Raw genomic sequence first — 22,442 nt, 5'->3', positions numbered from 1 at the left:
TTTACCAGGGTGCACCCGGCTAGGCTGGACCGGTGAGCAGCGAGCAGAAGAACGTCACGGATCCGAGCGTCGATCCAGAAGTCGATTCCGCCGTCCAGCCCGGGGCGGGGGACATCCCGCCGGAGTCCCTGCGGGAGCAGTACGAGCACCTCGTGGACGAGGTCCGCACGCACCGCACGGCGTACTACCAGAACGATGCACCGCTGGTCTCGGATGCCGAGTACGACGCGCTCTACCGCCGCCTCGAGGACCTGGAGGCGCTGCATCCGGAGATCGTCTCCAACGACTCGCCCACCCAGGAGGTCGGCGGGGAGGCCTCCGCCGCCTTCGCACCCGTGACCCACCTGGCTCGCATGTACTCCCTGGACGACCTGTTCTCCATCGAGGAACTGCGCGCCTGGTACGCGAAGACCTCGGCCTCGATCGAGAAGATTGCCCCCGGCGCCGCTGAGAAAGGTGTCCGCTGGCTCGTCGAGGTCAAGATCGACGGGCTCGCCGTGAACCTGCTCTACCGGGACGGGAAACTGGTCCGGGCGGCCACCCGCGGGGACGGCACCACGGGTGAGGACGTCACGCACAACGTCATGACCATCAAGGACATCCCGCAGCAGCTCGCCGGGTCCGGCTGGCCCTCCGAGGTGGAGGTGCGCGGGGAGATCTTCATGCCCACCGCTGACTTCCGCACCTTCAACGAGCACCGGGTGCGCGATGGCCTGGCGCCCTTCGCGAACCCCCGCAACTCCGCGGCCGGGTCCCTGCGGCAGAAGGATCCCGCCGAAACGGCCAAGCGGCCCCTGAGCATGTTCGTGCACGGCATCGGCGCCCACACCGGCCTCGAGGCCGAGTCCCAGCACGCCACCTATGACCTCCTCGCCTCCTGGGGGCTGCCCACCAGCCCGTACACGAAGATCGTGGACTCCCTCGAGGGCGAGGGTCAGAAAGAGGACGACGACGAGGGGGACGGAGGCAAGGGCAGCGGCGGCAACGGCGGAATCCTGGGGTTCATCGAGGACAACGGAAACCAGCGCCACGACCTCGTCCATGAGATCGACGGCATCGTCATCAAGGTCGACTCCTTCGCATTGCAGCGGGCCCTGGGCCACACCTCCCGGGTGCCCCGCTGGTCGGCGGCCTACAAGTACCCGCCGGAAGAGGTCCACACGCGGCTGTTGGACATCCGGGTCAACGTGGGGCGCACCGGCCGCGTGACCCCGTACGCCGTGATGGAGCCCGTCCTCGTGGCCGGCTCCACCGTCTCGATGGCCACCCTGCACAACCAGGACGTGGTCAAGGCCAAAGCGGTGCTCATCGGTGACACGGTGGTGTTGCGCAAGGCCGGGGACGTCATCCCGGAGATCGTCGGGCCGGTGCTGCCCCTGCGTGAGGGCAAGACGCAGGTGGAGGGGACCGGCCCGGTCGGGGAGGACGAGCTGCGCGAGTTCGTCATGCCCACCGAGTGCCCGTCCTGTGGCACCACTCTCGCGCCGGCCAAGGAGGGGGACGTGGACCTGCGCTGCCCCAACGCCCGTTCCTGCCCCGCCCAGCTCACCGGCCGCATCGAGCATGCCGCCTCCCGCGGGGCGTTCGACATCGAGGCGCTCGGCGAGGAGGCCGCCCTCTGGCTGACGAACGGCCCGGGGCCCGATCCGGCCGGGAACAATCAGCACGTGCGCCCCGAGGGGCCGGGCGTCATCACGGAGGACGCCGAGCTCTTCGATCTGGCGGACCGCCATGAGAAGAACCTGAAGGAGCCCTTCGACCCGGAGGGGCTGTCCGCTCTCCAGTCCCGGTTAAGCGAGGTCATGGTCTGGCGGGAGAAGCGCACGAAGGATCCCCAGACGGGCAAGCCGGTGCCCTCGGGCGAGTGGGAGCTCAAGCCCTATTTCTGGACGCAGGGCACCGCCAAGAAGCCCTCGGAGCCCACCGCGAACACCCGCCGGCTCTTCCAGGAACTGCACAAGGCGAAGAGCCAACCGCTGTGGCGGGTGCTCGTCGCGCTCTCGATCCGGCACGTGGGCCCGACGGCGGCCCGCTCCCTGGCGACCGCGTTCGGCTCCCTGCAGGCCCTGCAAGAGCTCGCCACGGAAGGGTCCGCGGGGACGGAAGGAACGGCAGCGGAGGAGGGCCGCGCCGCAGCACAACAGCGTCTGGCGGACGTCGACGGGGTCGGACCGATCATCGCCGAGGCGGTGATCGACTGGTTCGCCGAACCGTGGCATCGGGAGATCGTCGCGCGCTGGCACGCGGCCGGCGTCGTGATGGAGGATGAACAGGACGAGGACACCCCGCGCACCCTGGAAGGACTGACGATCGTGGTGACCGGATCGCTGGAGACCTTCAGCCGGGATTCCGCGAAGGAGGCGATCATCGTCCGCGGGGGCAAAGCCTCGGGCTCGGTCTCCAAGAAGACCGACTTCCTGGTCGCGGGGGAGAACGCCGGCTCCAAGCTGGACAAGGCCGAGTCCCTCGGTGTCACGGTGCTGGACGAGGAGGGGTTCCGGACGCTGCTGGCCGAGGGGCCGCCGGTCGCTGACGGCCCTGAGGACACGGACGCTGACACGGAGACGGACACCGATACTGCAGCCACGGAGGAGACCGCATGAGCGTCCAGGGACTGCTGGCCGTCGCCCGGGCCGCGGCCCGGGCCGGGGCCGCGGTGCTCGCCGAACGCGCCCTGGGCCCGACGCCGGCCACGCGTGCCGAACTCGGCGCGGTCACCAAGTCCTCGGGCTCGGACTGGGTCACGGACTACGACCGCCGAGCGGAGCAGGCGGTGCGCGAGGTGATCACCGCCTACCGCCCGAACGACGCGATCTCCGGTGAGGAATACGGTCACACCGAGCCGGAGCATCCCTCGGGCTACCGCTGGTCGATCGATCCGTTGGACGGCACCACGAACTTCATCCGGGGGATCCCCCAGTTCTGCACCTCGGTGGCGGTGGAAGGGCCGACGGCAGCAGGTGAGACGCGCTGGCTGGCCGGGGCCGTCGTCGCGCCCGCCCTGGGCCGGACCTGGTACGCCTCGGCTGAGGGCGGAGCCTTCTCCACCGTGGACACGCCCGGGATCCCGCAGGCGGATCTTCCGCCGGCCTCCGGGGAGCCGGTGCGCCTGAACGGACCCGTTCCCGGCCGCTCCGGCCGGTTGCTCGCCACGGGCTTCGCGTATGCGGGGGAGCGCCGTGACTTCCAACTCGGTGCTCTGGCGGCGCTGATGCCACACTTCGGGGACGTGCGGCGCATCGGGGCGGCGGCTCTGGACCTGTGCCTGGTGGCCGACGGCACCCTGGACGCCTACGCCGAGTTCGGCATCCAGGAACACGACTGGGCGGCCGGAGCGCTGATCGCCGAGGAAGCCGGGGCGCCAGTGCGGCGCCCCGCCTCCGGGGACGGCACCAACCATCCGGACTGGACGGTGGCCGGGGTGCTGGACCCGTCGGAGCCGTCTGATCCGACCGGCCGGTCCGATCCGCGGGCACCACAGCTGCTGCCGATGCCGCCCGCGGGAGGCTGAGCCCATGCGTCAGCTGTTCTCCAAGCCCTGGCTCTTGCCCGCCCTGATGCTGCTGGTGAGCGCCCTGTTCGTCTCCTGGGGCCTCATGGGCCGCGGGCCCTTGAACTACGTGGCGGCCGCCATCCTGCTGTTCTTCGCGTTGCGCTTCGTCTCCACCACGCAGGTGCAGTCCCGGCCGGCCTCTGGGATCGACGAGCATCTGGCCAATGGCGGGGTGGTGGTCTTCTGGCGGCCCGGCTGCCAGTTCTGCGCCCGGCTCATTCGAGAGCTGGGCTCGGAGGGCCGGTCCACCCCGTACTGGGTGAACATCTGGGACGAGCCCGAGGCCGCCGCCCGCGTCCGCCAGTACCACCAGGGCAACGAGACCGTGCCCACGGTGGTGACGGCGGACGATCACTTCGTGGCGAAGGATGCAGAGACCTATGACCGCGCCAAGGCGGTCATCCGCCGGGCCACTCCGGTGGACTGACCGCGATCTCGCGGCTCAGAGCGGCGGGCGGCAGGTCACGGTTCTCCTGGACATCGACCCGCAAGGCGGCGCAGCCTACACAACGCACATAGAGCACCAGCCCCTCCGAGGTCAGATGCCGCGATTCCACGTGCCATCCATGGTCGTGCCGAGTGGTCCGGTCTTCCTGGAGGGGCAGGGGCAACGTGTGGGGTGAGGTCATGAGCCCATCGTGATGTAATGCCGTTATGCATCTCAACCCTTACGGAGAGTACGCGGTCCTGCTCGCGGCATCCCTCGCCAACGAGTGGCCTGATGATCGTCAGGGCATCGAGGAGCGGACCCGGGCCTTCGGGATGACGATGATCTTCCCGCCCGGCCGGGATGACCACTCCGGAACCCGCGCGGTGGTGGAGGACTGGCTCCGCGTCGTCGATGCGCCGGAGGATGGTGAGCGCGCCCGATTGCTGAACGAGCTGATGGCGGCGGCTGCGGCCTACCCCCGCCTGACCGATCACGACGGCGAGGGGTGGCACCTCCATTATCGGGACGAGAACGACTCGATGCCCTTCGTCCTGCGCGCGGTCATCAGCGTCGGGACCTCGCTGCACCTGGCCACGCGGGGGATGCACCGGCTCGGACGCTGTGCCGGTGAGCCCTGCCGCAACGTCGTCGTGGACGTCACCCGCAACGGCCGCCAGCGATACTGCTCCGTGCGGTGTGCGAATCGAGCCGCCGTCCGTCGGCACCGGTCCCGTCTGTCGCGGTGAAGGGAGGGGGCAGGCCCATCCAACCGAACCGGCACCCTGACTGAGAAACTGACCTTTAGCAGCGGCCAGAATCTCGGGTGGCGGAGGGCCCGGCTCCGATGGTGACCGGCTGAGGCGCTCCGCAGCACCCGTCTTCGGCCACGTGAGCGGTGGCCGGGGCGCAACAGCTTGAGGCCGCCTCTGGGGATGCGGAGGCCGGTGCGTCGCAGGATCCGCCGAGGTCGGTGGAACAGACCCCGGTCTCGGGCAGGTGCAGTTCCACGTGGTCAGCGGCGGCCTGGTCGCCAGCGAGGGAGGCAGCGATGGAGCGTACTTGCTCATAGCCGGTGGCCATCAAGAACGTCGGGGCCCGCCCGTAGCTCTTCATTCCCACGATGTAAAAACCCGGCTCGGGATGGGCGAGCATCCGCTCCCCATGTGGGGTTACCGATCCGCAGGAGTGGAACTCTGCATCGATCAGTGGGCCGAGTTGATGAGGGGCGTCCACGGCCGGGTCCAGCTCCAGGCGGAGCTCGGACAAAATGGACAGGTCTGGGCGGAAGCCGGTGGCCGGCACCACCACATCCACGGCCAGGGTCTGGCCGCCCGCCGGGGTTGAGGCGAGCACGTCCACATGGTCTGCCGCGGTGGTGAAGCCGTTAATGGTGAAGGAGGTGTGCACCTGGATCGTGCCGGACTCGACCAGGTGGCGCAGCCGGGTGCCCAGCGCGCCGCGGGCGGCCAGCTCGTCGCGGTCCTCGCCGCCGTAGACGCGGGAGACATCGGCTGAGCGCACCGCCCACGAGATCCGGGTGTCGGGGGCATCCTCGGCCAGGGAACCGAGGTCCAGCAGGGTGTTGGCCGCCGAGTGGCCGGCCCCCACCACGAGCACATGTCGGCCAGCGAACCTCTGTCGGTCCAGGCCGGTGACGTCCGGCAACGCGACAGTGATGCGCTGGGCCGTGATCGCCTCGGCTTCTCCGGGGGCGGGCAGTCCGGCCTGGCCCAGGGGGTTGGGGACGAACCAGGTGCCGGAGGCATCGACCACCGCGGAGGCCTGGATGTCTTCCAGGGTCCCGTCGCTGTGCTGGGTCCGGATCAGGAAGGGGGTATCGGCCCGTCCGGTGGTGCGGGTCTTGTCCATCCCGGCCCGGGACACCGCGATGACCCGGGAATCAGTGCGCACGTGGGCGGCCAGCGCCGTGGTGGTGGCCAGGGGCTTCAGATACTGTGCGACGAGTTCGGCTCCGGTGGGCAGGTCCTGCCGGTCCGGCGCGGTCCAGCCGGCGGCGGTCAACAAGCGGTCGGCGGCGGCGTCGATGTTGTACTGCCAGGGCGAGAACAGGCGGGTGTGGCCCCATGCGCGGATGGCGGCGCCGACGTCGGGCCCTGCTTCCAGGATCAACGGTGTCAGGCCGCGTTCGTGCAGGTGGGCTCCGGCGGCCAGCCCAACGGGACCGGCGCCGATGACAACGACCGGCAATCCGGTGGTGTCCGTGTTGGTGGTGGTGTCAGGCAAGTCGGTGATCGTGTTGTCCATCGGGAGGCCCGCTTTCAGTTCTGAGTCGCTACGGCGGGGAGCAGCTCGGAGATGAGCTGCTCGATGCGGGTCTTGATCTCGTTGCGGATGGGGCGGACCCCGTCGATGCCCTGGCCGGCAGGGTCTTCGAGTTTCCAGTCCTCGTAGCGCTTACCCGGGTAGAACGGGCAGGCATCTCCGCAGCCCATGGTGATGACCACGTCCGAGTCCTGTACTGCCTCGTCGGTGAGGACCTGGGGTTGGTTGGCGCTGATGTCGATGCCTTCCTCGGCCATCGCCGCCACTGCGGCGAGATTCACGGCATCGCCCGGAGCTGAGCCTGCGGAGCGGACCTCGATCCGGCCCTGTGAGAGGTGGTGGAGGTAGGCGGCGGCCATCTGGGAGCGGCCAGCGTTGTGCACGCACACGAACAGCACCGAGGGCCGCTGGGTCGTCATGTTCTGTGCCGCCGGGTTGGTTTCCGGGGTGGTCTCTGCAGTCATCGGATCATCTCTTCTCGATCGGGTTCGGGAATCGTTGTGTCAGGAGCCGGCGGCGGTGTCGGCGAGCTCGGCCAACAGGGCCTGCACCCGGATATCGATGTCGTCACGGACCAGGCGCATCCGGTCGGTTCCCTCGATGCCACGGGTGGAGGGCTCATCCGTGTGCCAGGTCTCGATGGTCCCGGCCATGCCGTCCACGGGAGTGACCGTGGCTTCGCCGCCGAGGACGACCACCCGGTCCACCCGGGCCAGCAGATCCGGGTCGATGGGCTTGGGGTGCCCAGTGGACATGTCCGCCCCGGCTTCGGCGATGACCTCGGCCGACAGCGTGTTGATGGTCTCACCCGGTCTGGTGCCGGCGGAATGAACCTCAACGGCCCCGGCGGCATGGTGTTTCATCAGGGCCGCGGCCATCTGGGACTTGCCGCCGTTCTTGGCACAGACGAACAGCACCGACGGGCGTGGTGAGGGTCGTGACTCGGTGATCATCTTGACAAGCCTTCTAGAGGGGAGTGACGGTTCAGACTCGAGAGGTGGAGGTGGTCTGGGCCCGGGTGGGCGCTGTGGGGTCGCCGGGGAAAAGCTTGCGTCCGGCCCACAGGGACACGTAAACGAGTCCCACCAGCACCGGTACCTCGATGAGAGGGCCGACGACGCCGGCCAGAGCCTGGCCGGAGGTGACCCCGAAAGTGCCGATGGCCACCGCGATGGCGAGCTCGAAGTTGTTGCCGGCAGCGGTGAAGGCCACGGTGGTGGACTTGGCGTAGTTCAGACCCACGGCCTTGGACGCGATGAGGCTGATGCCGAACATGAGCACAAAGTAGGCCAGCAGCGGCAGGGCGACGCGGGCGACGTCCCACGGGTTGGTGGTGATGGCCTCACCTTGCAGAGCGAACAGCAGCACGATGGTGAACAGCAACCCGTACAGGGCCCAAGGGCCGATGCGGGGCAGGAAGCGGTTCTCGTACCAGTCTCGGCCCTTGACCTTCTCGCCTAAGTGGCGGGTGAGGAACCCGGCCAACAGGGGGATGCCCAGGAATACCAGGACGCTGAGCACGATCGACCAGACGGAGAAGTCGGCACTAGTGGTCGGCAGGCCCAGCCAGGAGGGCAGTACCTGGAGATAGAACCAGCCTAGGGCGCCGAAGGCGATGACCTGGAAGACGGAGTTGATCGCGACCAGGACGGCAGCGGCCTCCCGGTCCCCACAGGCCAGGTCGTTCCAGATGAAAACCATGGCGATGCAGCGTGCCAGGCCGACGATGATCAGGCCGGTGCGGTACTCGGGCAGGTCCGGCAGTAGCATCCAGGCCAGGGCGAACATCAGGGCCGGGCCGAGGATCCAGTTCAACGCCAAGGAGGTGATCATGAGTCGCTTGTCCCCGGCGACGCGGTGGGTCTCGTCATATCGGACCTTCGCCAGCACCGGGTACATCATCACCAGCAGGCCGATGGCGATCGGTAGGGACACCTCACCTACCTTCACCGCTTCCAGGGCGGTGTTCAGGTCGGGGATAAAGCGGCCCAGGGCTAGTCCGACGACCATGGCCAACAGGATCCAGGCAGGCAGCCAACGGTCGAGGACGGACATCTCCTTCATCACCGGCTGGTGCGGGGCGGGTGCGGTGGTGGTGCTCATGCAGGCCCATCTCTCGTATCGACAACCATCGATGGGAACACTACTGGTCATATTGATAGGCGTCAATGTAAGATGGCACGATGGCTCTCACCGCTACCCGTCTCGCAGCTGACACCATCGACCACCGGTCCACCCCCGTGGCGTCCGAGTGCTGCTCTTTGGCGGCCGGGCCGATCGGCGTCGACGAGGCCCAGCGCTCTGCGGCGATCTTCAAGGCGCTGGCGGACCCGGTGCGGTTGCGCCTGCTCTCCCACGTGGCGGCCCAGGGCTGTGAGGCGGTCTGCGCCTGTGACCTCACGGCGGACCTGGGCATCAGCCAGTCCACCGTCAGCCACCACATGAAGAAACTGGTCGACGCCGGCCTGCTCACGCGGGAGCAACGCGGCAAGTGGGCGCACTACACGGTGGTGCCGGAGGCGTTCGCCGCCCTGCGCCGCCTGTTGGAGATCAGCTGATCATCGAGTCTCGTCTGCCCGGCTCACGTCAGACCCTGGAGCGCCTCGTGCCCGAGACCTATGCCTGGGCCGTGAAGCGCCGCCGATAGGAGGTCGGCGTGGTGGAGAAGGTGGCCGTGAAATTCTGCCGGAAGGTGACCGCGCTGCCGAATCCGCACGACGTCGCGATCCGGTCGATGCTCCATCCGGTGGTCTCCAGGAGGCGCCGGGCATCATCCAGGCGACGAGCCAGAAGCCACCTGGCGGGGCTGGTCCCGGTGATCTCCCGGAAGCGGCGGGCGAAGTTGCGTGTACTCATATGGGCGCGCTCGGCCATTCCCGCCACCTCCAGCGGCTCATCCAGATGGGCCAGGGCCCAGTCCATGGCTTCGGCCACCGGGCCGGCGCCCTCGGGCCCGGGTAGCGGCCGGTCGATGTACTGGGCCTGGTCGCCTTCGCGGTGCGGGGCGATGACGAGGTGCCGGGCGACCTGGGCTGCGGCCGCCGAACCCAGCCGCGTGCGCACTATGTGCAGGCAGGCATCCAAGGCAGACGCCGTCCCGGCGGAGGTCAGGACATCCCCGTGGTCGATATACAGTGCGGCGTTCTGGACCGGCAAGGCCGGGTAGGCACGGGCGAGGTCGTCGCTGCTGCCCCAATGGGTCACGATCTCTCGCTCTCCCAGAATGCCGCTGGCGGCCACCGGGAAGGCGCCCAGGCAGAGGCCGGCGACGGCGGCGCCCCGCTCGTGTGCTCCTCGCACCAGGGTGCCGAAAGAGTCGGGTACGGGCGGGAGATCCGCCGGCCACGAGGGCAGGACAAGGAGGTCCGCCATCGCAACGGCCTCGGTCCCAGCCAGGTCGTCCAGGAGCACGCCTTCGGCACTGCGGACCGGTGCGCCGTCGTCGCTGAAGAGGGTGGTCTGCCAATCGGCGGCAAGACCTTGACGCCGGACCTCACCGAAGACCAGTAGGGGAGCCGCGAGGTGGAAGAGGGTGATCCCCGAGAAGGCGTGGACGGCGATCTTCATGGTGTTGGCCGAATCCCATCGAAAGTGTGCAGGTGTGCCACTCACGATAGGCGTGGTCCGTGGCGGAGGCTAGGTGCTGACCCACTGCGCGGCCCTGATGCCGCATCACACCATGGAGGCAACACCGTGACCACTCCCCGCCGTGCCCTGATTCTCATCGACGTGCAGAACGACTACTTCGACGCTGAGGCTCCGCTGGCCATCCAGTACCCGTCCCGTGAGTTCTCACTCGCGAACATCCTCTCCGCCGTGACAACCGCCGACCAGGCCGGGATGCCCGTGGCCGTGGTGCAGCACGAATACCCCGAGGGTGCTCCGGTGTTCGCCGTCGGGTCTGCGGGCTGGAAGGTGCATCCGGCCGTGGAAGACGTGCTCGGTCCGGACGTGAAGCGGGTGACCAAGTCCTACGCCAGCGTGTTCGCCGGCACCGGCCTGATCGAGTGGATCCGTGAGCAGGAGGTCGACACCATCACCCTCGTGGGGTACATGACCAACAATTGCGTGGTGGGCACGGCGGCTGACAGCGAGCCGCTGGGCCTGGCGGTCGAGGTCCTCTCGGATGCCACCGGCGCCGTCCATCTGGCCAACGAGGCCGGCAGTGTCAGCGCGCAGCAGGTGCACCAGACGCTGATGGTCCTGCTGCACTCCAACTTCGCGGCCGTTGCCACCACGCCAGACTGGGCCGCCGCCGTGGCGGGAAGCGCAGCCCTGCCGAAGGGTGATCTCGGTTCGTCGGCTGTTCAAGGCCGTGAGGCACAGTCGGTGTTCAACGCCTGACGCCTGGTGGCCAACGCCTGACATTGGTACACGGAGTTCTGTACTATTCCAGGTATGAGCACCGCGACCCTCACGCATACCTCGGCCTTGTCCCGGTTGGGTCATGCCCTCTCGGACGAGACCCGGTCCCGCATCCTGCTGGCCCTGCGTACTGGCCCGGCCCGGCCCACCGAGCTGGCCGAGTTCCTGGGGGTGTCCAAGCAGGTGATGTCCAACCAGCTGGCCTGCCTGCGCGGTTGTGGGCTGGTGACCACCACGGCCGAGGGCCGCCACGTCTGGTACGACCTGGCGGATCCCCTGTTGGGCCGGGCCCTGGGGGACTTGCTGGCACTGACCCTGACGATCGACCCGGACTGCTGCTCCGCCGAAGGGTGCACCTGCGCATGAGCACCCCGACTCTGAACCCTGAGCTCCTGACGGCCCATCGTCGTGAGGTGCTGCACCGCCGCATCCGCTGGATCGTGGCCGGCACCATCACGTACAACGTGATCGAGGCCGCCATCGCGCTGGCCGCCGGGACCGTGGCCTCGTCCTCGGCCCTGATCGGCTTCGGCCTGGACTCCATCGTGGAGGTCCTCTCCGCGGCAGCGGTGGCCTGGCAGTTCGCCGGCCCGGACCCGCACCGCCGGGAGAAGGTGGCCCTGCGCCTGATCGCGTTCTCGTTCTTCGGCCTGGCGGTCTTCGTCACCGTCGACTCGGTGCGCGCCCTGCTCGGGGCTGCTGAACCGGAGCACTCCACAGTGGGGATCGTGCTGGCCGCCGCGAGCCTGGCCATCATGCCGTTCCTGTCCTGGTTCGAGCGGCGTACCGGCCGAGAACTCGGATCGGCCTCCGCGGTGGCCGACTCCCAACAGACCCTGATCTGCACCTATCTCTCGGCGGTGCTGCTGGTGGGCCTGGTCCTCAATAGCACCTTGGGCTGGTCCTGGGCCGATCCGGTCGCCGCACTGGTCATCGCGGCCGTCGCGGTCAAAGAAGGCCTGGAGGCGTGGCGCGGCGATGCGTGTTGCACTCCCACCTCCGTGCTCCTCGCGGGCGAGCACGAGGACAGCGACTCAGAAGGGTGCGGTGCAGACTGCGGTTGCTGCGGCCGCTGATCTGGCCCGACGTCAGGGCCAGAAGCCGAGCCCCGTGATCACGCGGGCCACCTCGACTCGCTGGTCCTCCGTCAGGCCGAGCAGGGGAAGCGGCAGGCTGGACTGGTGCGCCAGTCCCAGCTGCTCGGCCACGGCGGCCATGACCCGGATGCTCCCGCCGTGCCGGGCGAAGAGGTCCCAGAGCGGAGCCAGGCGCTGGGACTGCGCGCGTGCCTCCGCCGGTGAGCCCTGGTGGACGGCCCGGACGATCCGCTGGGCCGCCTCGGGCAGGGTCCCGGCGATGACCGAGTACCAGGCATCACAGCCGGCGAGCAGGCCGTCTGCCGCATGGGCATCCCCGGAGACCCCGATGGTCACCCCCGGTGGCAGGGCGTCGCGGATTTCCTGGACGTGGGCGCGGGCTGCCGCCGGATCCGCGGGCACGCCGGGGATCTTGATCGACGCGATCCCCTCGAGCGCGGCGATCCGCGCGTACAGCTCCGTGGTGAACGTGAAGTGCGTGGTGCGCGGATTGTCGTAGACGATGACCGGCACGGACGAACACGCCGTCACCGTCCTGAACAACTCGAAGACATCGTCGTCGGTCAGGGGCTGGTAGCTCACCGGCGCCAGCAGCAGTCCCGCGGCGCCGGCCTCTTGCGCCGCCTCGGCATGGGCCAGGACCTGCGAGGTGCGGGTGGCGCCGATTCCCACGAAGACCGGCACGGCCCCGGCATGTGCGACGGCGGCGCGCGCCACCCGAGCGCGCTCGTCCCGGTCCAGGTAGGCGTACGACCCTGTGGAGCCGAGCGCGGTGATGGAGTCGACGCCGGCGTCCACCAGGCGCTCCACCAAGCCGATGAAGGCGGGCTCATCCAGTTCATCGTCATGGAATGGGGTGAGAGGAAATGCGCTGAGTCCGGTCAACATCGTCGTGCTCCTTGGCAGTGGCTTACCACCAGAGTGGCACACGGTAGGGCTTCACGAGTCATGTCTACACTCAACGGGAGCCCGAACCACCTCCCGGATTGGAACCTCCATCTCTGAGCCAACCCAGGCCGTCCCCACCCGCACCCGGCGCCTGATCCTCGGCGCCGCGGTCCCCGTGACCATCGCCCTCGGGCTGGGCCTCCGCACCCTGAGCACAGCGGCCTGGACGGGGCCGGCCGGAGACGCCCTGTATGCCGTGCTGATCTACCTGCTCATCGCCCTGTTGCTGCCGACCCGGCCCCGGGTCCTCGTGGCCGGACTGGCGCTGGCCGGGTGCCTTGCGGTCGAGCTGCTCCAGCTCACCGGCTTCTCAGCGGATCTCGGGGCGTGGTGGCCGCCCCTCCGGCTGGTCCTGGGCACCACGTTCGGGTTCGCGGACCTGGTGGCCTACGCCGGCGGGGTCGCCGTCGCCTACGCCGCCGACCGTCTGCTCGGCGTAGGATTCAGCCGTGCCGCACGAACGCCTTGAGAACGCTGACCCCACTGACGATCTGCACCCGGCCCTCCGCTCCGCCGGCTGGCCACAACCCGTCTCGCGCGTCCCGGGGGTCACGGTGCGTGACGCGCGGGCGGAGGACCATGCGGCGATCGCGCACCTGACGGTGACCTCCTACATCGACGGCGGTCATATCGATCCCGAAGACGAGTACATCGCGAACCTCCAGGACGTGGCCACCCGGGCCCGCCAGGCCCGCGTCCTCGTCGGCGAAGTCGAGGCGGCGGCCCTCACTGAAAGCCTTCCGGGCACCCCCGCAGCTACGGACACCCCCACGGCGCCCGACGCCGGCCCGGCCGCGCTCGGCGCGGCGGGTCCCGTCATCGCCGGCTCGGTGGTCCTGACCCTCCCGGGGATGCCGATGTCCGAGACCGCCCGCGAGGGCGAACTCGAGTTCCGGATGCTCGCCGTGGACCCGCGCGTGCAGCGCCGGGGGGTGGCCCGGGCCCTGGTCCGCGCCGCGATCGACCGGGCCGAACAGCTGGAGGGGGTCGCCGCAGTCGTGCTGACCACCATGGAGAGCATGTCCGGGGCACACCGGCTCTACGAATCCGAGGGGTTCGTCCGGGTCCCGGAGCGGGACTGGCGCCTCTCGGACATCGGCCAGGCGCCGACGTCGGGCGAGGACCCCCTCTACTGGGTGTACCGGCGCGCCGTCTGAACCCCGCAGTGAACCCAGCGCGGCAGCACTCCGCACTAGACTGGGTGACCGAACCTGTCCCAGGCACACCAGACACGTCAGACCACCACAGGTGGAAACCACAGGAGATTCATGTCCGCCATCACCCGTGAGGACGTCGCCCACCTGGCGCGACTGGCCCACATCCGGATGGACGAGAACGAACTGGACAAGATGTCCGGAGAGCTCGCCTTCATCATGGATGCCATCACCTCGGTCAGCGAAGTCGCCGGCCAGGACGTGCCGCGCACGTCCCACCCGATCCCGCTGCGCAACGTGTTCCGCGAGGACGTGCCCTCGGGCATGCTGACCCAGGAACAGGCACTCGCCATGGCCCCGGACGCCGAGGACGGCCAGTTCAAGGTCCCCGCGATCCTGGACGGGGAGTGATCGGCGTGACTGACGTGACTGAACTGCCCCCGAATGACCTCATCAAGCTGACCGCCCTGCAGATGGCCGAACGTCTGCGTGCCGGGGAGATCACCTCGGTGGAGCTCACTCAGGCCCACCTGGACCGCATCGCCGCGGTCGACGGCCCCGCTGCCGACCCAGGTACTGAGGGAGCCGCCGGCGTGCACGCCTTCCTGCACGTCAACACCGAGGAGGCGCTCGCCGTGGCCGCCGAGGTGGACGCCCTCCGCGCCGCCGGCGGCACCGAGGCGCAGGACCTGCACCCCCTGGCCGGCGTGCCGATCGCGGTGAAGGACCTCATCGTCACCGTCGGCCAGCCGACCACCGCCGCCTCCAGGATGCTCGAGGGCTGGATGAGCCCCTATGACGCCACCGTGGTGCAGAAGATCCGCGCAGCCCGGCTGCCGATCCTCGGCAAGACCAACCTGGACGAGTTCGCCATGGGCTCCTCCACCGAGCACTCCGCGTTCGGTGACACCCGCAACCCCTGGGACCTGAGCCGGACCCCCGGCGGCTCCGGGGGTGGCTCCGCCGCCGCGGTGGCGGCCTTCATGGCCCCCCTGGCCCTCGGCACGGACACCGGCGGCTCGATCCGCCAGCCCGGGGCCGTCACCGGCACCGTGGGCGCCAAGCCCACCTACGGCGCGGTGTCCCGCTACGGCGTCATCGCCATGGCCTCCTCCCTGGACCAGGTGGGCCCGGTGACCCGAACCGTCTCCGACGCCGCCGCCCTGCAGGAGCTCATCGGCGGTCACGACCCCCGGGACTCCACCTCCCTGCCCGAGCCCCTGGACGGACTGCTCGAGGCAGCCCGCAACGGCGAGCTGAAAGGCCTGCGCATCGGCATCATCGCCGAGCTTGAGGGCGAGGGATTCCAGGAGGGCGTGCTGGCCCGCTTCCAGGAGTCGGTGCAGGTCCTCCAGGACGCCGGGGCAGAGATCTCCGAGGTCTCCTGCCCGCACCTCGGCTACGCCCTGGGTGCCTACTACCTGATCATGCCCTCGGAGGTCTCCTCCAACCTCGCCAAGTTCGACGGCGTCCGGTTCGGCAACCGCGTGGTGCCGGACGGCGGCGGCACCATCGAGCAGGTCATGGGTGCCACCCGTGCGGCCGGCTTCGGGGATGAGGTCAAGCGCCGCATCATCCTGGGCACCTACGCGCTCTCGGCCGGCTACTACGACGCCTACTACGGCTCGGCGCAGAAGGTCCGCACCCTGATCCAGCGCGACTTCGCCGCCGCGTTCGAGCAGGTGGACGTGCTGATCTCGCCGACCTCCCCGGTCACCGCCTTCCCCCTGGGTGAGAAGCTGGATGACCCGGTGGCGATGTACAACAACGACATCGCCACCATCCCCGCCAACCTGGCCGGCATCCCGGGCATCTCGGTGCCCGCCGGACTGTCCGAGGGACTGCCCGTGGGCATTCAGTTCCTGGCCCCCGCCCGCGGCGATGCCACCATGTACCGTGCCGCCGCCGCACTCGAGTCCCGCCTCGAGGAGGCCTGGGGCACCCCGTTCTGGGCCCAGGCTCCGGACCTGGACGGTTCGGGCGCCGCCGCACCGGCCGGCGTCGGGAACGCCCCCGCTACCGCAACCGCAGGAGGAGAGAACTGATGGCCGCCGTCACTGACGAGGTGCTCACGTTCGAGGAGGCCATGGCCCAGTACGAGCCGGTGCTCGGCTTCGAGGTCCATGTGGAGCTCAACACCCGGACCAAGATGTTCTCCTCGGCGCCCAACGGCTTCGGGGACGAGCCGAACACCAACGTGACCCCGGTGGACCTCGGCCTGCCGGGCGTGCTGCCGGTGGTCAACGGGACCGCGGTGGAGTACTCCATCAAGCTCGGCCTGGCGTTGAACTGCCAGATCGCCGAAGTCTGCGGATTCGCCCGGAAGAACTACTTCTACCCGGACACCCCGAAGAACTTCCAGACCTCCCAGTACGACGATCCGATCGCCCACGACGGCTGGCTGGACGTCGAACTCGAGGACGGCACGGTCTTCCGCGTGGAGATCGAGCGCGCCCACATGGAGGAGGACGCGGGCAAGCTGACCCACCAGGGCGGGGCCTCGGGCCGCATCCAGGACGCCGCTTCCTCGCTGGTGGACTACAACCGCGCCGGCGTGCCGCTGGTGGAGATCGTCACCAAGCCGATCACCGGCGCCGGTGAGCGCGCCGCCGAGCTGGCCAAGGCCTACGTCACCCAGATCCGGGACATCGTCAAGAACCTCGGCATCTCGGACGCCCGGATGGAGCGCGGCAACGTCCGTTGCGACGCCAACGTGTCCCTGATGCCGCAGGGGTCCACCGTGTTCGGCACCCGCACCGAGACGAAGAACGTCAACTCCACCCGGGCCGTGGCGCACGCGGTGACGTTCGAGATCCAGCGCCAGGCCGCCGTCCTCTCCTCCGGTGGCACCGTGACGCAGGAGACCAGGCACTGGCAGGAGGGGACCCGCACCACCACCTCGGGCCGTCCCAAGTCGGATGCGGACGACTACCGGTACTTCCCGGAGCCGGACCTCGTGCCGATCCACACCACGCCGGAGTGGATCGAGCGTCTGCGCGGGGAGTTGCCGGAGCCCCCGGCCGAGCGCCGCAAGCGCCTGAAGGCGGATTGGGGCTTCTCGGACGAGGAGTTCCGAGACGTCGTCAACGCCGGCGTCCTGGACGAGATCGCGGCGACCATCGAGGCCGGCGCCAGTGCCGCCGCGGCCCGCAAGTGGTGGATGGGCGAGATCGCCCGCCTGGCCAACCTCGCCGAGAAGGACATCGCCGAACTCGGGGTCACCCCGGCGGACGTGGTCGAGGTCGAGGCGCTGATCGCCGAGAAGACCATCAATGACAAGCTCGCCAAGCAGGTGCTCGGCTTCGTCGCCGACGGCGAGGGTGCCCCGCGCACCATCGTCGAGGCCCGCTCGCTCGCTGTGGTCTCCGACGACGGTGCGCTGAACGCCGCGGTGGAGGCCGCCATCGCCGAGAACCCGGGCGTGGTGGACAAGATCAAGGCCGGCAAGCTGCAGGCCATCGGCGCCTTGATTGGCCCGGTGATGAAGGCCACCCGCGGCCAGGCCGATGCCGCCCGGGTCCGCGAGATCGTGATGGAGCAGTTGGGCGTCAGCGAGTAGCCCCTCTTTCATCTGCAGGTCGATAGCGCCCCATCATTGCCCGGCATCGGGACATTATGGGGCGTTTTCGACCGCCAGTTTCCACGAGAGAGGGGCAGCATGCCGTGGGAGTTGCGTGACGGTGAGCCGGTCATCGACCCGGCATTGGTCCGTGCCCTGTTGAGTGAGCAGCATCCCGAACTCGCCCCCCTGCCGCTGGCGGAGCCGGTCCGCGGCTGGGACAACACCATGGTCCGGCTGGGCGAGCGCCTGGCCCTCCGCCTGCCCCGGCACGCCCAGGCCGAGACGCTGCTCGACCGGGAGGTCGCCTGGCTGCCGCGGCTGGCGGCCCAGTTGGTTGCCCGTCCGGTCGGCACCACCGACCAAGCGGACCACGCCACTCCCGCCCTACCTGTCATCCCGACGCCGGTCCGCACGGGCGTGCCCCGCGCCGGCTACCCGTTCCGTTGGGCGGTGGTGCCCTGGATGGACGGGACACCGGCGGTCCACGTGCCCCTTGAGGCACGGGACGCCTATGCCGTCCAGCTGGCCGCCACCCTGCGGGGACTGCACCAGCCGGCACCCGCGGATGCCCCCGCCAGCGCCTTCCGTGGGGTCGGTCTGGCCGAGGTGGAGGACCGTTTCTCCCGGCGGTGGGATGCCGTGGCCGGCGAACTCGGCCGGGAGCGCCGGGAGCAGCTCGCCGAGGCCTGGAGGCGGGCGGTGGACGCGGCGCCGTATGCGGGTGCCCGAGTCTGGCTCCACGGGGATCCGCACCCGAACAACACGGTGCTGGCCGGCGTCGGGCCGGATCGCCTACGCCGTTCTCCGGTACTCGTGGATTTCGGTGACCTGTGTGCCGGGGATCCGGCCTCGGACCTGGGTTCGGCCTTGTTGCATTTCTCACCCTCCGGCCGGGATGCCTTCAGGATCGCCTACGACGCCGGCCGGGTTCCGGATCCTGCCCTCTGGGCCCGGGCGCAGGGCTGGGCGGTGCACTTCGCGCTCATCTTCGCGGCCCAATCCCCGGGGGAGGCATTGCGCCCGTTGGGGCGGGACCTGCTCGCCTGAGGCCCGACGCGCCGTCCGGTCCCACGTTGTGTTTCGTCCTCAGCCGTGTTTACGGTGGCCGCAGGCTCGACCGAGCCGTTCGCCGACGAGAGGTTGCGCGTGATGGAACAGAAGAACATTCATGTCCTGGGCCTGACCGAGGTCCAGCGGCACGAACTCGAGACCGTCTCGGGGGCTGAGAACTACGCCTTCCACAACGTGCTGGACTACGAGCGGCTGGTGGAGACCGCGGAGATCGATTTCGAGGAGTTGCTGGCGGCCGCGCGTCGCCAACTGGATGCCTTCGACGGGACGGTGGACGCGATCATCGCCCACTGGGACTTCCCCGTCAGCGTGATGACACCCATCCTGGCGGCTGAGCGTGGACTGCCGGCGCCGTCCCTGGAGAGCGTGCTGAAGTGCGAGCACAAGTACTGGAGCCGGCTGGAACAGCGGGCCAGCATTCCGGAGTGCGTGCCCGGCTTCGCCGCGTTCGACCCCTTCGACGACCATGCGCTGGACACGATCGACCTGGACTACCCGTTCTGGGTGAAACCGGTCAAGGCCCACTCCTCGAACCTCGGTTTCAAGATCGAGGACGAGGCGGGCTTCAACGAGGCCCTGGCCGAGATCCGCGCGCACATCGGGGAGATCGGGGACGCCTTCGACGCGGCGCTGTCCATGGTGGACCTGCCGCCGGAGCTGCAGCAGTGGGGAGGCAACACCTGCCTGGCGGAGCAGTTCGTGCAGGGCACGCAGGCCGCACCGGAGGGCACGGTATTCCGGGGCACGTTCCGCGTCCACGGAGTGCTGGACATGCACAAGGACGCGGACGGTACCAGTTTCGACCGGCTGGACTACCCGGCCAGCAGTGTGCCGGAGGGTGTGCAGCAACGGATGATCGATGCCACCGAGCGGTACCTGAAGCACGTCGGTTTCGACAACGGCTGCTTCAACTCCGAGTTCATGTGGGACGAGGAGCAGGACCAGCTGTGGATGATCGAGGTCAACACCCGGATCTCGCAGTCCCACAGTGACCTGTTCGCCAAGGTGGACGGTGCCTCGAACCATGAGGTCGCGATCGACATCGCCCTGGGCCGTGAGCCACGGATGCCCCACCGCCAGGGTGAGTATGCCGTGGCGGCCCAGTGCATGGTCTTCCATGATGAGGACGCCGTGGTGACCCGGGTGCCTGATGAGGAGGACAAGAAGGCCCTGGCGGAACGACACCCCGGCACGGTCCTGACCCTGATGGCCCATGAGGGTGACCGGCTGTCCGAGTTGGCCGGCCAGGACAGCTACCGGTTCATCGTCGGCAAGTTCTACCTCGGCGCGTCCAACCATGAGGAACTCGGCCGGTTCCACGCACGGATCGTCCAGGAGCTGCCGTTCGAGTACGCCAGCGCAGAGTCGGACGACCACGATGGAGAAGGAGGACGATGAAGACCATCACCGAATTCCCGCATGAGACGCGGGTCATCGAGAACGTATTCATCCCCATGCGGGACGGGGCCCGGCTGGCCGCCCGGATCTGGATGCCGGTCGACGCCGAGCAGAAGCCCGTCCCGGCGATCCTGGAGTACATCCCGTACCGGAAACGGGACAGCAGCCGCGCACGGGACGAGTTGAACCACCCGTACATGGCCGGGCACGGCTACGTGTGCGCCCGAGTGGACCTGCGCGGCAGCGGCGATTCGGACGGCGTCATGGTGGACGAGTACCGCGCCCAGGAGCATGAGGACGCCGAGGACGTCATCGCCTGGCTGGCCGAGCAGCCATGGTGTGACGGCAAGGTCGGCATGATGGGCATCTCCTGGGGTGGGTTCAACAGCCTGCAACTGGCGGCCCGTCAGCCCCCGGCCCTCAAGGCCATCATCAGCGCCTCGGCCACGGACGACATCTACGTGGACAACATGCACTACATGGGTGGTTGCCTGCTCGGCGACAACCTCTCCGAGGCCACCGTGATGTTCGCCTTCAACAGCCTTCCGCCCGATCCGCAGATCGTGGGCGAACGGTGGCGGGACATGTGGCACGAGCGGCTGGCCGGCAGTGGGCTGTGGCTGGAGACCTGGCTGGAGCACCAGCGGCGCGACGACTACTGGAAAACAGCCTCGGTCTGCGAGGACTACAGCCAGGTGAAGTGCCCGGTGATGGCAGTCGGCGGCTGGGCGGACGGCTACACCAACGCCGTGTTCCGCCTGATGGAGAACCTGGACGTCCCACGGAAGGGCCTGATCGGACCGTGGGGCCACAAGTATCCGCACCTCGGCGTGCCGGGCCCGGCCATCGGCTTCCTGCAGGAGGCCGTGCGGTGGTGGGACCACTGGCTCAAGGACCGGGACACCGGGGTGATGGATGAGCCCATGCTCCGGGCCTGGATGCAGGACAGCATCTCACCGGCGTCCTCTTACGAGGACCGGCCCGGCCGCTGGGTCGCCGAGGACCAGTGGCCCGCCCCGGGGATCGAGGACCGTGAGTACACCCTGCGCGGCCACCACCTCGAGGAGGCCGAATCCGACGCTGACCAGCATGGCGAGTCGGAGGCCGAGATCGAGATGAAGTCCCCCCTGAGCGTGGGCATGTTCGCCGGCAAGTGGGCCTCCTATGCGGCCGTGCCGGACCTGCCCTTCGACCAGCGGGAAGAGGACGGCGGCGCCATCTTCTTCGAGTCCCATCCGCTCACCGAGGACCTGGAGATCTTCGGCCTGCCGGAGTGCCACCTGGAGGTCTCCGCGGACCGGCCGGTGGCCATGCTCGCCGTGCGGCTCTCGGACGTGAACCTGGACGGCGAGGCCACCCGGGTGACCTACGGGCTGCTCAACCTCACCCACCGGGACAGCAGCGAGGAGCCGAGTCCGCTGGAACCGGGGAAGAAGTACCGGGTCACGGTGCCGCTGAATGGCATCGCCCAGACCTTCCCGGCCGGGCACCGCCTCCGGCTGTCCATCTCGACCTCCTACTGGCCCCTGGCCTGGCCCTCCCCGGAGGCGGCCACCGTCTCCCTCACCACCGGGGTCAGCACCCTCACCGTCCCCCAGCGTCCCCGCCGGCCGGAGGACGCCCGGCTGCGCGAGTTCGAGGAGCCGGAGGCCGCGACCCCGTTGGAGGTGACCCAGACGCAGCCCGGACGGCATCACTGGCGGGTCACCCGTGACCTGGCAACGAACGTCTCCACCCTGGAGATCGCCAATGACCAGGGGGCCTTCCGCATCGAGGACACCGGGAGCCACATCCGGCGCGGCACCGAGGAGTGGTACAGCTTCCGCTGGAACGACGTGAACTCCGTGCGCGGTGAGACCCGGACCGTGCGCCGGGTCGAGCGCGAGGACTGGGGGGCCGAGGTCAAAACCAGCACGGTGCTGACCTCCACACCCGCCGAGTTCATCATCGATGCGGAACTCGACGCCTACGAACTGGATGCCCAGCGCGGCGACCCCCGCGTCTACTCGCAGAGCTGGCACCGCCGCATTCCGCGAGACCTGGTGTAAGACTCGCGGAGCACTCGTGCGGTCCTACTCCGGGCGGCGGCTGCGGAATCTCCGCGCCACCGTCCGGGCCGGCCCTGGTGGCAGCCGCCGTCGTGGACTCCGTTCCCGACGCCGGTGCTCACCGAGCGCTCACGCGGCCGTTCGTCGGCGTGTGCTCAGCCTGCCACCGGGCCAGCGCCTCGGTGGCCCGCTCGATGCGGGGGAGCACCTTGGGCAGTAGCTTCGGCCAGGTGGCCGGCCCGATCTCGCTCGCCGGATCCTCACGCAGGGACGCATCGTAGATCGCCTCCAGGGCCATCCATCCCAGCCAGACCCGTCCCCGCAGGGCCTCGTCGGCGTCCCGCGCGATCGCCTCCAGCTTCTCCTCACCGTGCCACAGGGCCAGATAGGCCGGGTTCAAGGCGGGATCCCACACGGCGGCCAGGTCCCAGTCCAGGATCCCGGTCAGGTCCCAGTGGTCACCGCCACCTCCGGCTCCTGCACGCTGCCACCGCATGTTGTGCCCGGCCAGGTCCCCGTGGACCAGGGACGGT

General features: G+C 69.2%; 23 protein-coding genes and 1 pseudogene. 16 read left to right on the top strand and 8 right to left on the bottom strand.

Going from position 1 to position 22,442, the window contains the following annotated elements:
• The first annotated feature begins 32 nt into the window (after positions 1-32).
• From ligA to RUH65_RS08400, 3 genes are read left to right on the top strand one after another with little or no spacing between them, the layout of a single operon-like run.
• Positions 33-2,603, top strand: coding sequence for an NAD-dependent DNA ligase LigA (ligA, locus tag RUH65_RS08410; RefSeq protein ID WP_396179865.1), 2,571 nt, complete (start codon positions 33-35; stop codon positions 2,601-2,603).
• On the top strand, positions 2,600-3,511 hold the full coding sequence (locus RUH65_RS08405; protein ID WP_313816910.1) for an inositol monophosphatase family protein: 912 nt from the start codon (positions 2,600-2,602) through the stop codon (positions 3,509-3,511). The genes ligA and RUH65_RS08405 overlap by 4 nt, the downstream gene beginning before the upstream one ends.
• Before the next feature lie 4 nt (positions 3,512-3,515).
• Positions 3,516-3,980, top strand: coding sequence for a glutaredoxin domain-containing protein (locus tag RUH65_RS08400; protein WP_313816909.1), 465 nt, complete (start codon positions 3,516-3,518; stop codon positions 3,978-3,980).
• Here the strand turns inward: RUH65_RS08400 and RUH65_RS08395 are convergent.
• Positions 3,952-4,182 carry a hypothetical protein gene (locus RUH65_RS08395; RefSeq protein WP_313816908.1) on the bottom strand — a complete coding sequence of 77 codons (231 nt, stop codon included), beginning with the start codon at positions 4,180-4,182 and terminating at the stop codon, positions 3,952-3,954. The genes RUH65_RS08400 and RUH65_RS08395 overlap by 29 nt on opposite strands.
• 25 nt (positions 4,183-4,207) lie before the next feature.
• On the opposite strand from RUH65_RS08395, the gene RUH65_RS08390 reads away from it, so the two are divergent.
• Positions 4,208-4,729: a CGNR zinc finger domain-containing protein gene (locus tag RUH65_RS08390; RefSeq protein ID WP_313816906.1), complete on the top strand. Its 522-nt coding sequence runs from the start codon at positions 4,208-4,210 to the stop codon at positions 4,727-4,729.
• Positions 4,730-4,784: 55 nt separating this feature from the next.
• Here the strand turns inward: RUH65_RS08390 and RUH65_RS08385 are convergent, their stop codons facing one another.
• The 4 genes from RUH65_RS08385 to arsB are packed head-to-tail and all read right to left on the bottom strand — an operon-like array spanning position 4,785 to position 8,369.
• Positions 4,785-6,248: an NAD(P)-binding domain-containing protein gene (locus RUH65_RS08385; RefSeq protein ID WP_396179862.1), complete on the bottom strand. Its 1,464-nt coding sequence runs from the start codon at positions 6,246-6,248 to the stop codon at positions 4,785-4,787.
• 14 nt (positions 6,249-6,262) lie between these two features.
• Entirely contained in the window at positions 6,263-6,730 is a 468-nt protein-coding gene (locus tag RUH65_RS08380; RefSeq protein ID WP_313816903.1) for an arsenate reductase ArsC, read from the bottom strand.
• 39 nt (positions 6,731-6,769) lie between these two features.
• On the bottom strand, positions 6,770-7,219 hold the full coding sequence (locus tag RUH65_RS08375) for a low molecular weight phosphatase family protein (RefSeq protein WP_313816902.1): 450 nt from the start codon (positions 7,217-7,219) through the stop codon (positions 6,770-6,772).
• A gap of 31 nt (positions 7,220-7,250) precedes the next feature.
• On the bottom strand, positions 7,251-8,369 hold the full coding sequence (gene arsB, locus RUH65_RS08370) for an ACR3 family arsenite efflux transporter (protein ID WP_313816900.1): 1,119 nt from the start codon (positions 8,367-8,369) through the stop codon (positions 7,251-7,253).
• An 80-nt stretch (positions 8,370-8,449) separates the two neighbouring features.
• Between arsB and RUH65_RS08365 the strand changes: the two genes are divergently transcribed.
• A complete protein-coding gene (locus tag RUH65_RS08365; RefSeq protein WP_313816899.1) occupies positions 8,450-8,824 on the top strand; it encodes a metalloregulator ArsR/SmtB family transcription factor in 375 nt (124 codons plus the stop codon).
• A gap of 58 nt (positions 8,825-8,882) precedes the next feature.
• On the opposite strand, the gene RUH65_RS08360 is transcribed toward RUH65_RS08365, so the two are convergent.
• Entirely contained in the window at positions 8,883-9,833 is a 951-nt protein-coding gene (locus RUH65_RS08360) for a helix-turn-helix domain-containing protein (RefSeq protein WP_313816898.1), read from the bottom strand.
• A 126-nt stretch (positions 9,834-9,959) separates the two neighbouring features.
• On the opposite strand from RUH65_RS08360, the gene RUH65_RS08355 reads away from it, so the two are divergent.
• Genes RUH65_RS08355 through RUH65_RS08345 form a run of 3 tightly spaced genes read left to right on the top strand, consistent with a single transcriptional unit; the run spans position 9,960 to position 11,707 of the window.
• On the top strand, positions 9,960-10,610 hold the full coding sequence (locus tag RUH65_RS08355; RefSeq protein WP_313816896.1) for an isochorismatase family protein: 651 nt from the start codon (positions 9,960-9,962) through the stop codon (positions 10,608-10,610).
• A gap of 54 nt (positions 10,611-10,664) precedes the next feature.
• A complete protein-coding gene (locus RUH65_RS08350; protein ID WP_313816895.1) occupies positions 10,665-10,997 on the top strand; it encodes a metalloregulator ArsR/SmtB family transcription factor in 333 nt (110 codons plus the stop codon).
• A complete protein-coding gene (locus tag RUH65_RS08345; protein WP_313816894.1) occupies positions 10,994-11,707 on the top strand; it encodes a cation transporter in 714 nt (237 codons plus the stop codon). Before RUH65_RS08350 ends, RUH65_RS08345 begins: the two co-directional genes overlap by 4 nt.
• Before the next feature lie 12 nt (positions 11,708-11,719).
• Here RUH65_RS08345 and RUH65_RS08340 read toward each other — a convergent pair whose 3' ends face one another.
• Positions 11,720-12,616: a dihydrodipicolinate synthase family protein gene (locus tag RUH65_RS08340; protein ID WP_313816893.1), complete on the bottom strand. Its 897-nt coding sequence runs from the start codon at positions 12,614-12,616 to the stop codon at positions 11,720-11,722.
• A gap of 175 nt (positions 12,617-12,791) precedes the next feature.
• Here RUH65_RS08340 and RUH65_RS08335 point away from each other — a divergent pair, with 175 nt between their 5' ends.
• From RUH65_RS08335 to RUH65_RS08300, 8 genes are all read left to right on the top strand, one after another.
• Entirely contained in the window at positions 12,792-13,145 is a 354-nt protein-coding gene (locus RUH65_RS08335) for a DUF2809 domain-containing protein (protein ID WP_313816892.1), read from the top strand.
• The gene (locus RUH65_RS08330; RefSeq protein WP_313816891.1) at positions 13,126-13,833 is read left to right on the top strand and encodes a GNAT family N-acetyltransferase; all 708 of its coding nucleotides are present in this window, start codon (positions 13,126-13,128) and stop codon (positions 13,831-13,833) included. Before RUH65_RS08335 ends, RUH65_RS08330 begins: the two co-directional genes overlap by 20 nt.
• A 111-nt stretch (positions 13,834-13,944) precedes the next feature.
• Positions 13,945-14,241: an Asp-tRNA(Asn)/Glu-tRNA(Gln) amidotransferase subunit GatC gene (gatC, locus tag RUH65_RS08325; protein ID WP_159549672.1), complete on the top strand. Its 297-nt coding sequence runs from the start codon at positions 13,945-13,947 to the stop codon at positions 14,239-14,241.
• Between the two features lie 14 nt (positions 14,242-14,255).
• Positions 14,256-15,875, top strand: coding sequence for an Asp-tRNA(Asn)/Glu-tRNA(Gln) amidotransferase subunit GatA (gatA, locus tag RUH65_RS08320; protein ID WP_396179868.1), 1,620 nt, complete (start codon positions 14,256-14,258; stop codon positions 15,873-15,875).
• Positions 15,875-17,389, top strand: coding sequence for an Asp-tRNA(Asn)/Glu-tRNA(Gln) amidotransferase subunit GatB (gene gatB, locus RUH65_RS08315; RefSeq protein WP_313816888.1), 1,515 nt, complete (start codon positions 15,875-15,877; stop codon positions 17,387-17,389). The genes gatA and gatB overlap by 1 nt, the downstream gene beginning before the upstream one ends.
• 99 nt (positions 17,390-17,488) lie before the next feature.
• Positions 17,489-18,439, top strand: a complete 951-nt coding sequence (locus RUH65_RS08310) for a phosphotransferase (protein ID WP_313816887.1) — start codon at positions 17,489-17,491, stop codon at positions 18,437-18,439.
• A 102-nt stretch (positions 18,440-18,541) separates the two neighbouring features.
• Entirely contained in the window at positions 18,542-19,861 is a 1,320-nt protein-coding gene (locus tag RUH65_RS08305; RefSeq protein WP_313816886.1) for an ATP-grasp domain-containing protein, read from the top strand.
• Complete coding sequence (locus RUH65_RS08300; RefSeq protein WP_313816885.1) at positions 19,858-21,909, top strand: CocE/NonD family hydrolase; 2,052 nt, start codon at positions 19,858-19,860, stop codon at positions 21,907-21,909. The genes RUH65_RS08305 and RUH65_RS08300 overlap by 4 nt, the downstream gene beginning before the upstream one ends.
• A 118-nt stretch (positions 21,910-22,027) precedes the next feature.
• On the opposite strand, the pseudogene RUH65_RS08295 reads toward RUH65_RS08300, so the two are convergent.
• Positions 22,028-22,442, bottom strand: a pseudogene (locus tag RUH65_RS08295) (phosphotransferase); the annotation flags it as partial.

The organism is Citricoccus sp. (assembly GCF_032154715.1).
Taxonomy (GTDB): domain Bacteria; phylum Actinomycetota; class Actinomycetes; order Actinomycetales; family Micrococcaceae; genus Citricoccus.
Note: the sequence above shows the minus strand (reverse complement) of the source record. Positions and strands in the feature narration are given on the sequence as shown.

Coding starts and splice junctions, on each gene's coding strand:
- RUH65_RS08385 (WP_396179862.1), bottom strand. CDS start 6,248: ATGGACAACACGATCACCGACTTGCCTGACACCACCACCAACACGGAC.
- RUH65_RS08310 (WP_313816887.1), top strand. CDS start 17,489: ATGCCGTGGGAGTTGCGTGACGGTGAGCCGGTCATCGACCCGGCATTG.
- RUH65_RS08395 (WP_313816908.1), bottom strand. CDS start 4,182: ATGACCTCACCCCACACGTTGCCCCTGCCCCTCCAGGAAGACCGGACC.
- RUH65_RS08400 (WP_313816909.1), top strand. CDS start 3,516: ATGCGTCAGCTGTTCTCCAAGCCCTGGCTCTTGCCCGCCCTGATGCTG.
- RUH65_RS08405 (WP_313816910.1), top strand. CDS start 2,600: ATGAGCGTCCAGGGACTGCTGGCCGTCGCCCGGGCCGCGGCCCGGGCC.
- RUH65_RS08350 (WP_313816895.1), top strand. CDS start 10,665: ATGAGCACCGCGACCCTCACGCATACCTCGGCCTTGTCCCGGTTGGGT.
- RUH65_RS08340 (WP_313816893.1), bottom strand. CDS start 12,616: ATGTTGACCGGACTCAGCGCATTTCCTCTCACCCCATTCCATGACGAT.
- RUH65_RS08380 (WP_313816903.1), bottom strand. CDS start 6,730: ATGACTGCAGAGACCACCCCGGAAACCAACCCGGCGGCACAGAACATG.
- RUH65_RS08345 (WP_313816894.1), top strand. CDS start 10,994: ATGAGCACCCCGACTCTGAACCCTGAGCTCCTGACGGCCCATCGTCGT.
- gatB (WP_313816888.1), top strand. CDS start 15,875: ATGGCCGCCGTCACTGACGAGGTGCTCACGTTCGAGGAGGCCATGGCC.
- arsB (WP_313816900.1), bottom strand. CDS start 8,369: ATGAGCACCACCACCGCACCCGCCCCGCACCAGCCGGTGATGAAGGAG.
- RUH65_RS08360 (WP_313816898.1), bottom strand. CDS start 9,833: ATGAAGATCGCCGTCCACGCCTTCTCGGGGATCACCCTCTTCCACCTC.
- RUH65_RS08300 (WP_313816885.1), top strand. CDS start 19,858: ATGAAGACCATCACCGAATTCCCGCATGAGACGCGGGTCATCGAGAAC.
- gatC (WP_159549672.1), top strand. CDS start 13,945: ATGTCCGCCATCACCCGTGAGGACGTCGCCCACCTGGCGCGACTGGCC.
- RUH65_RS08365 (WP_313816899.1), top strand. CDS start 8,450: ATGGCTCTCACCGCTACCCGTCTCGCAGCTGACACCATCGACCACCGG.
- RUH65_RS08305 (WP_313816886.1), top strand. CDS start 18,542: ATGGAACAGAAGAACATTCATGTCCTGGGCCTGACCGAGGTCCAGCGG.
- RUH65_RS08390 (WP_313816906.1), top strand. CDS start 4,208: ATGCATCTCAACCCTTACGGAGAGTACGCGGTCCTGCTCGCGGCATCC.
- RUH65_RS08375 (WP_313816902.1), bottom strand. CDS start 7,219: ATGATCACCGAGTCACGACCCTCACCACGCCCGTCGGTGCTGTTCGTC.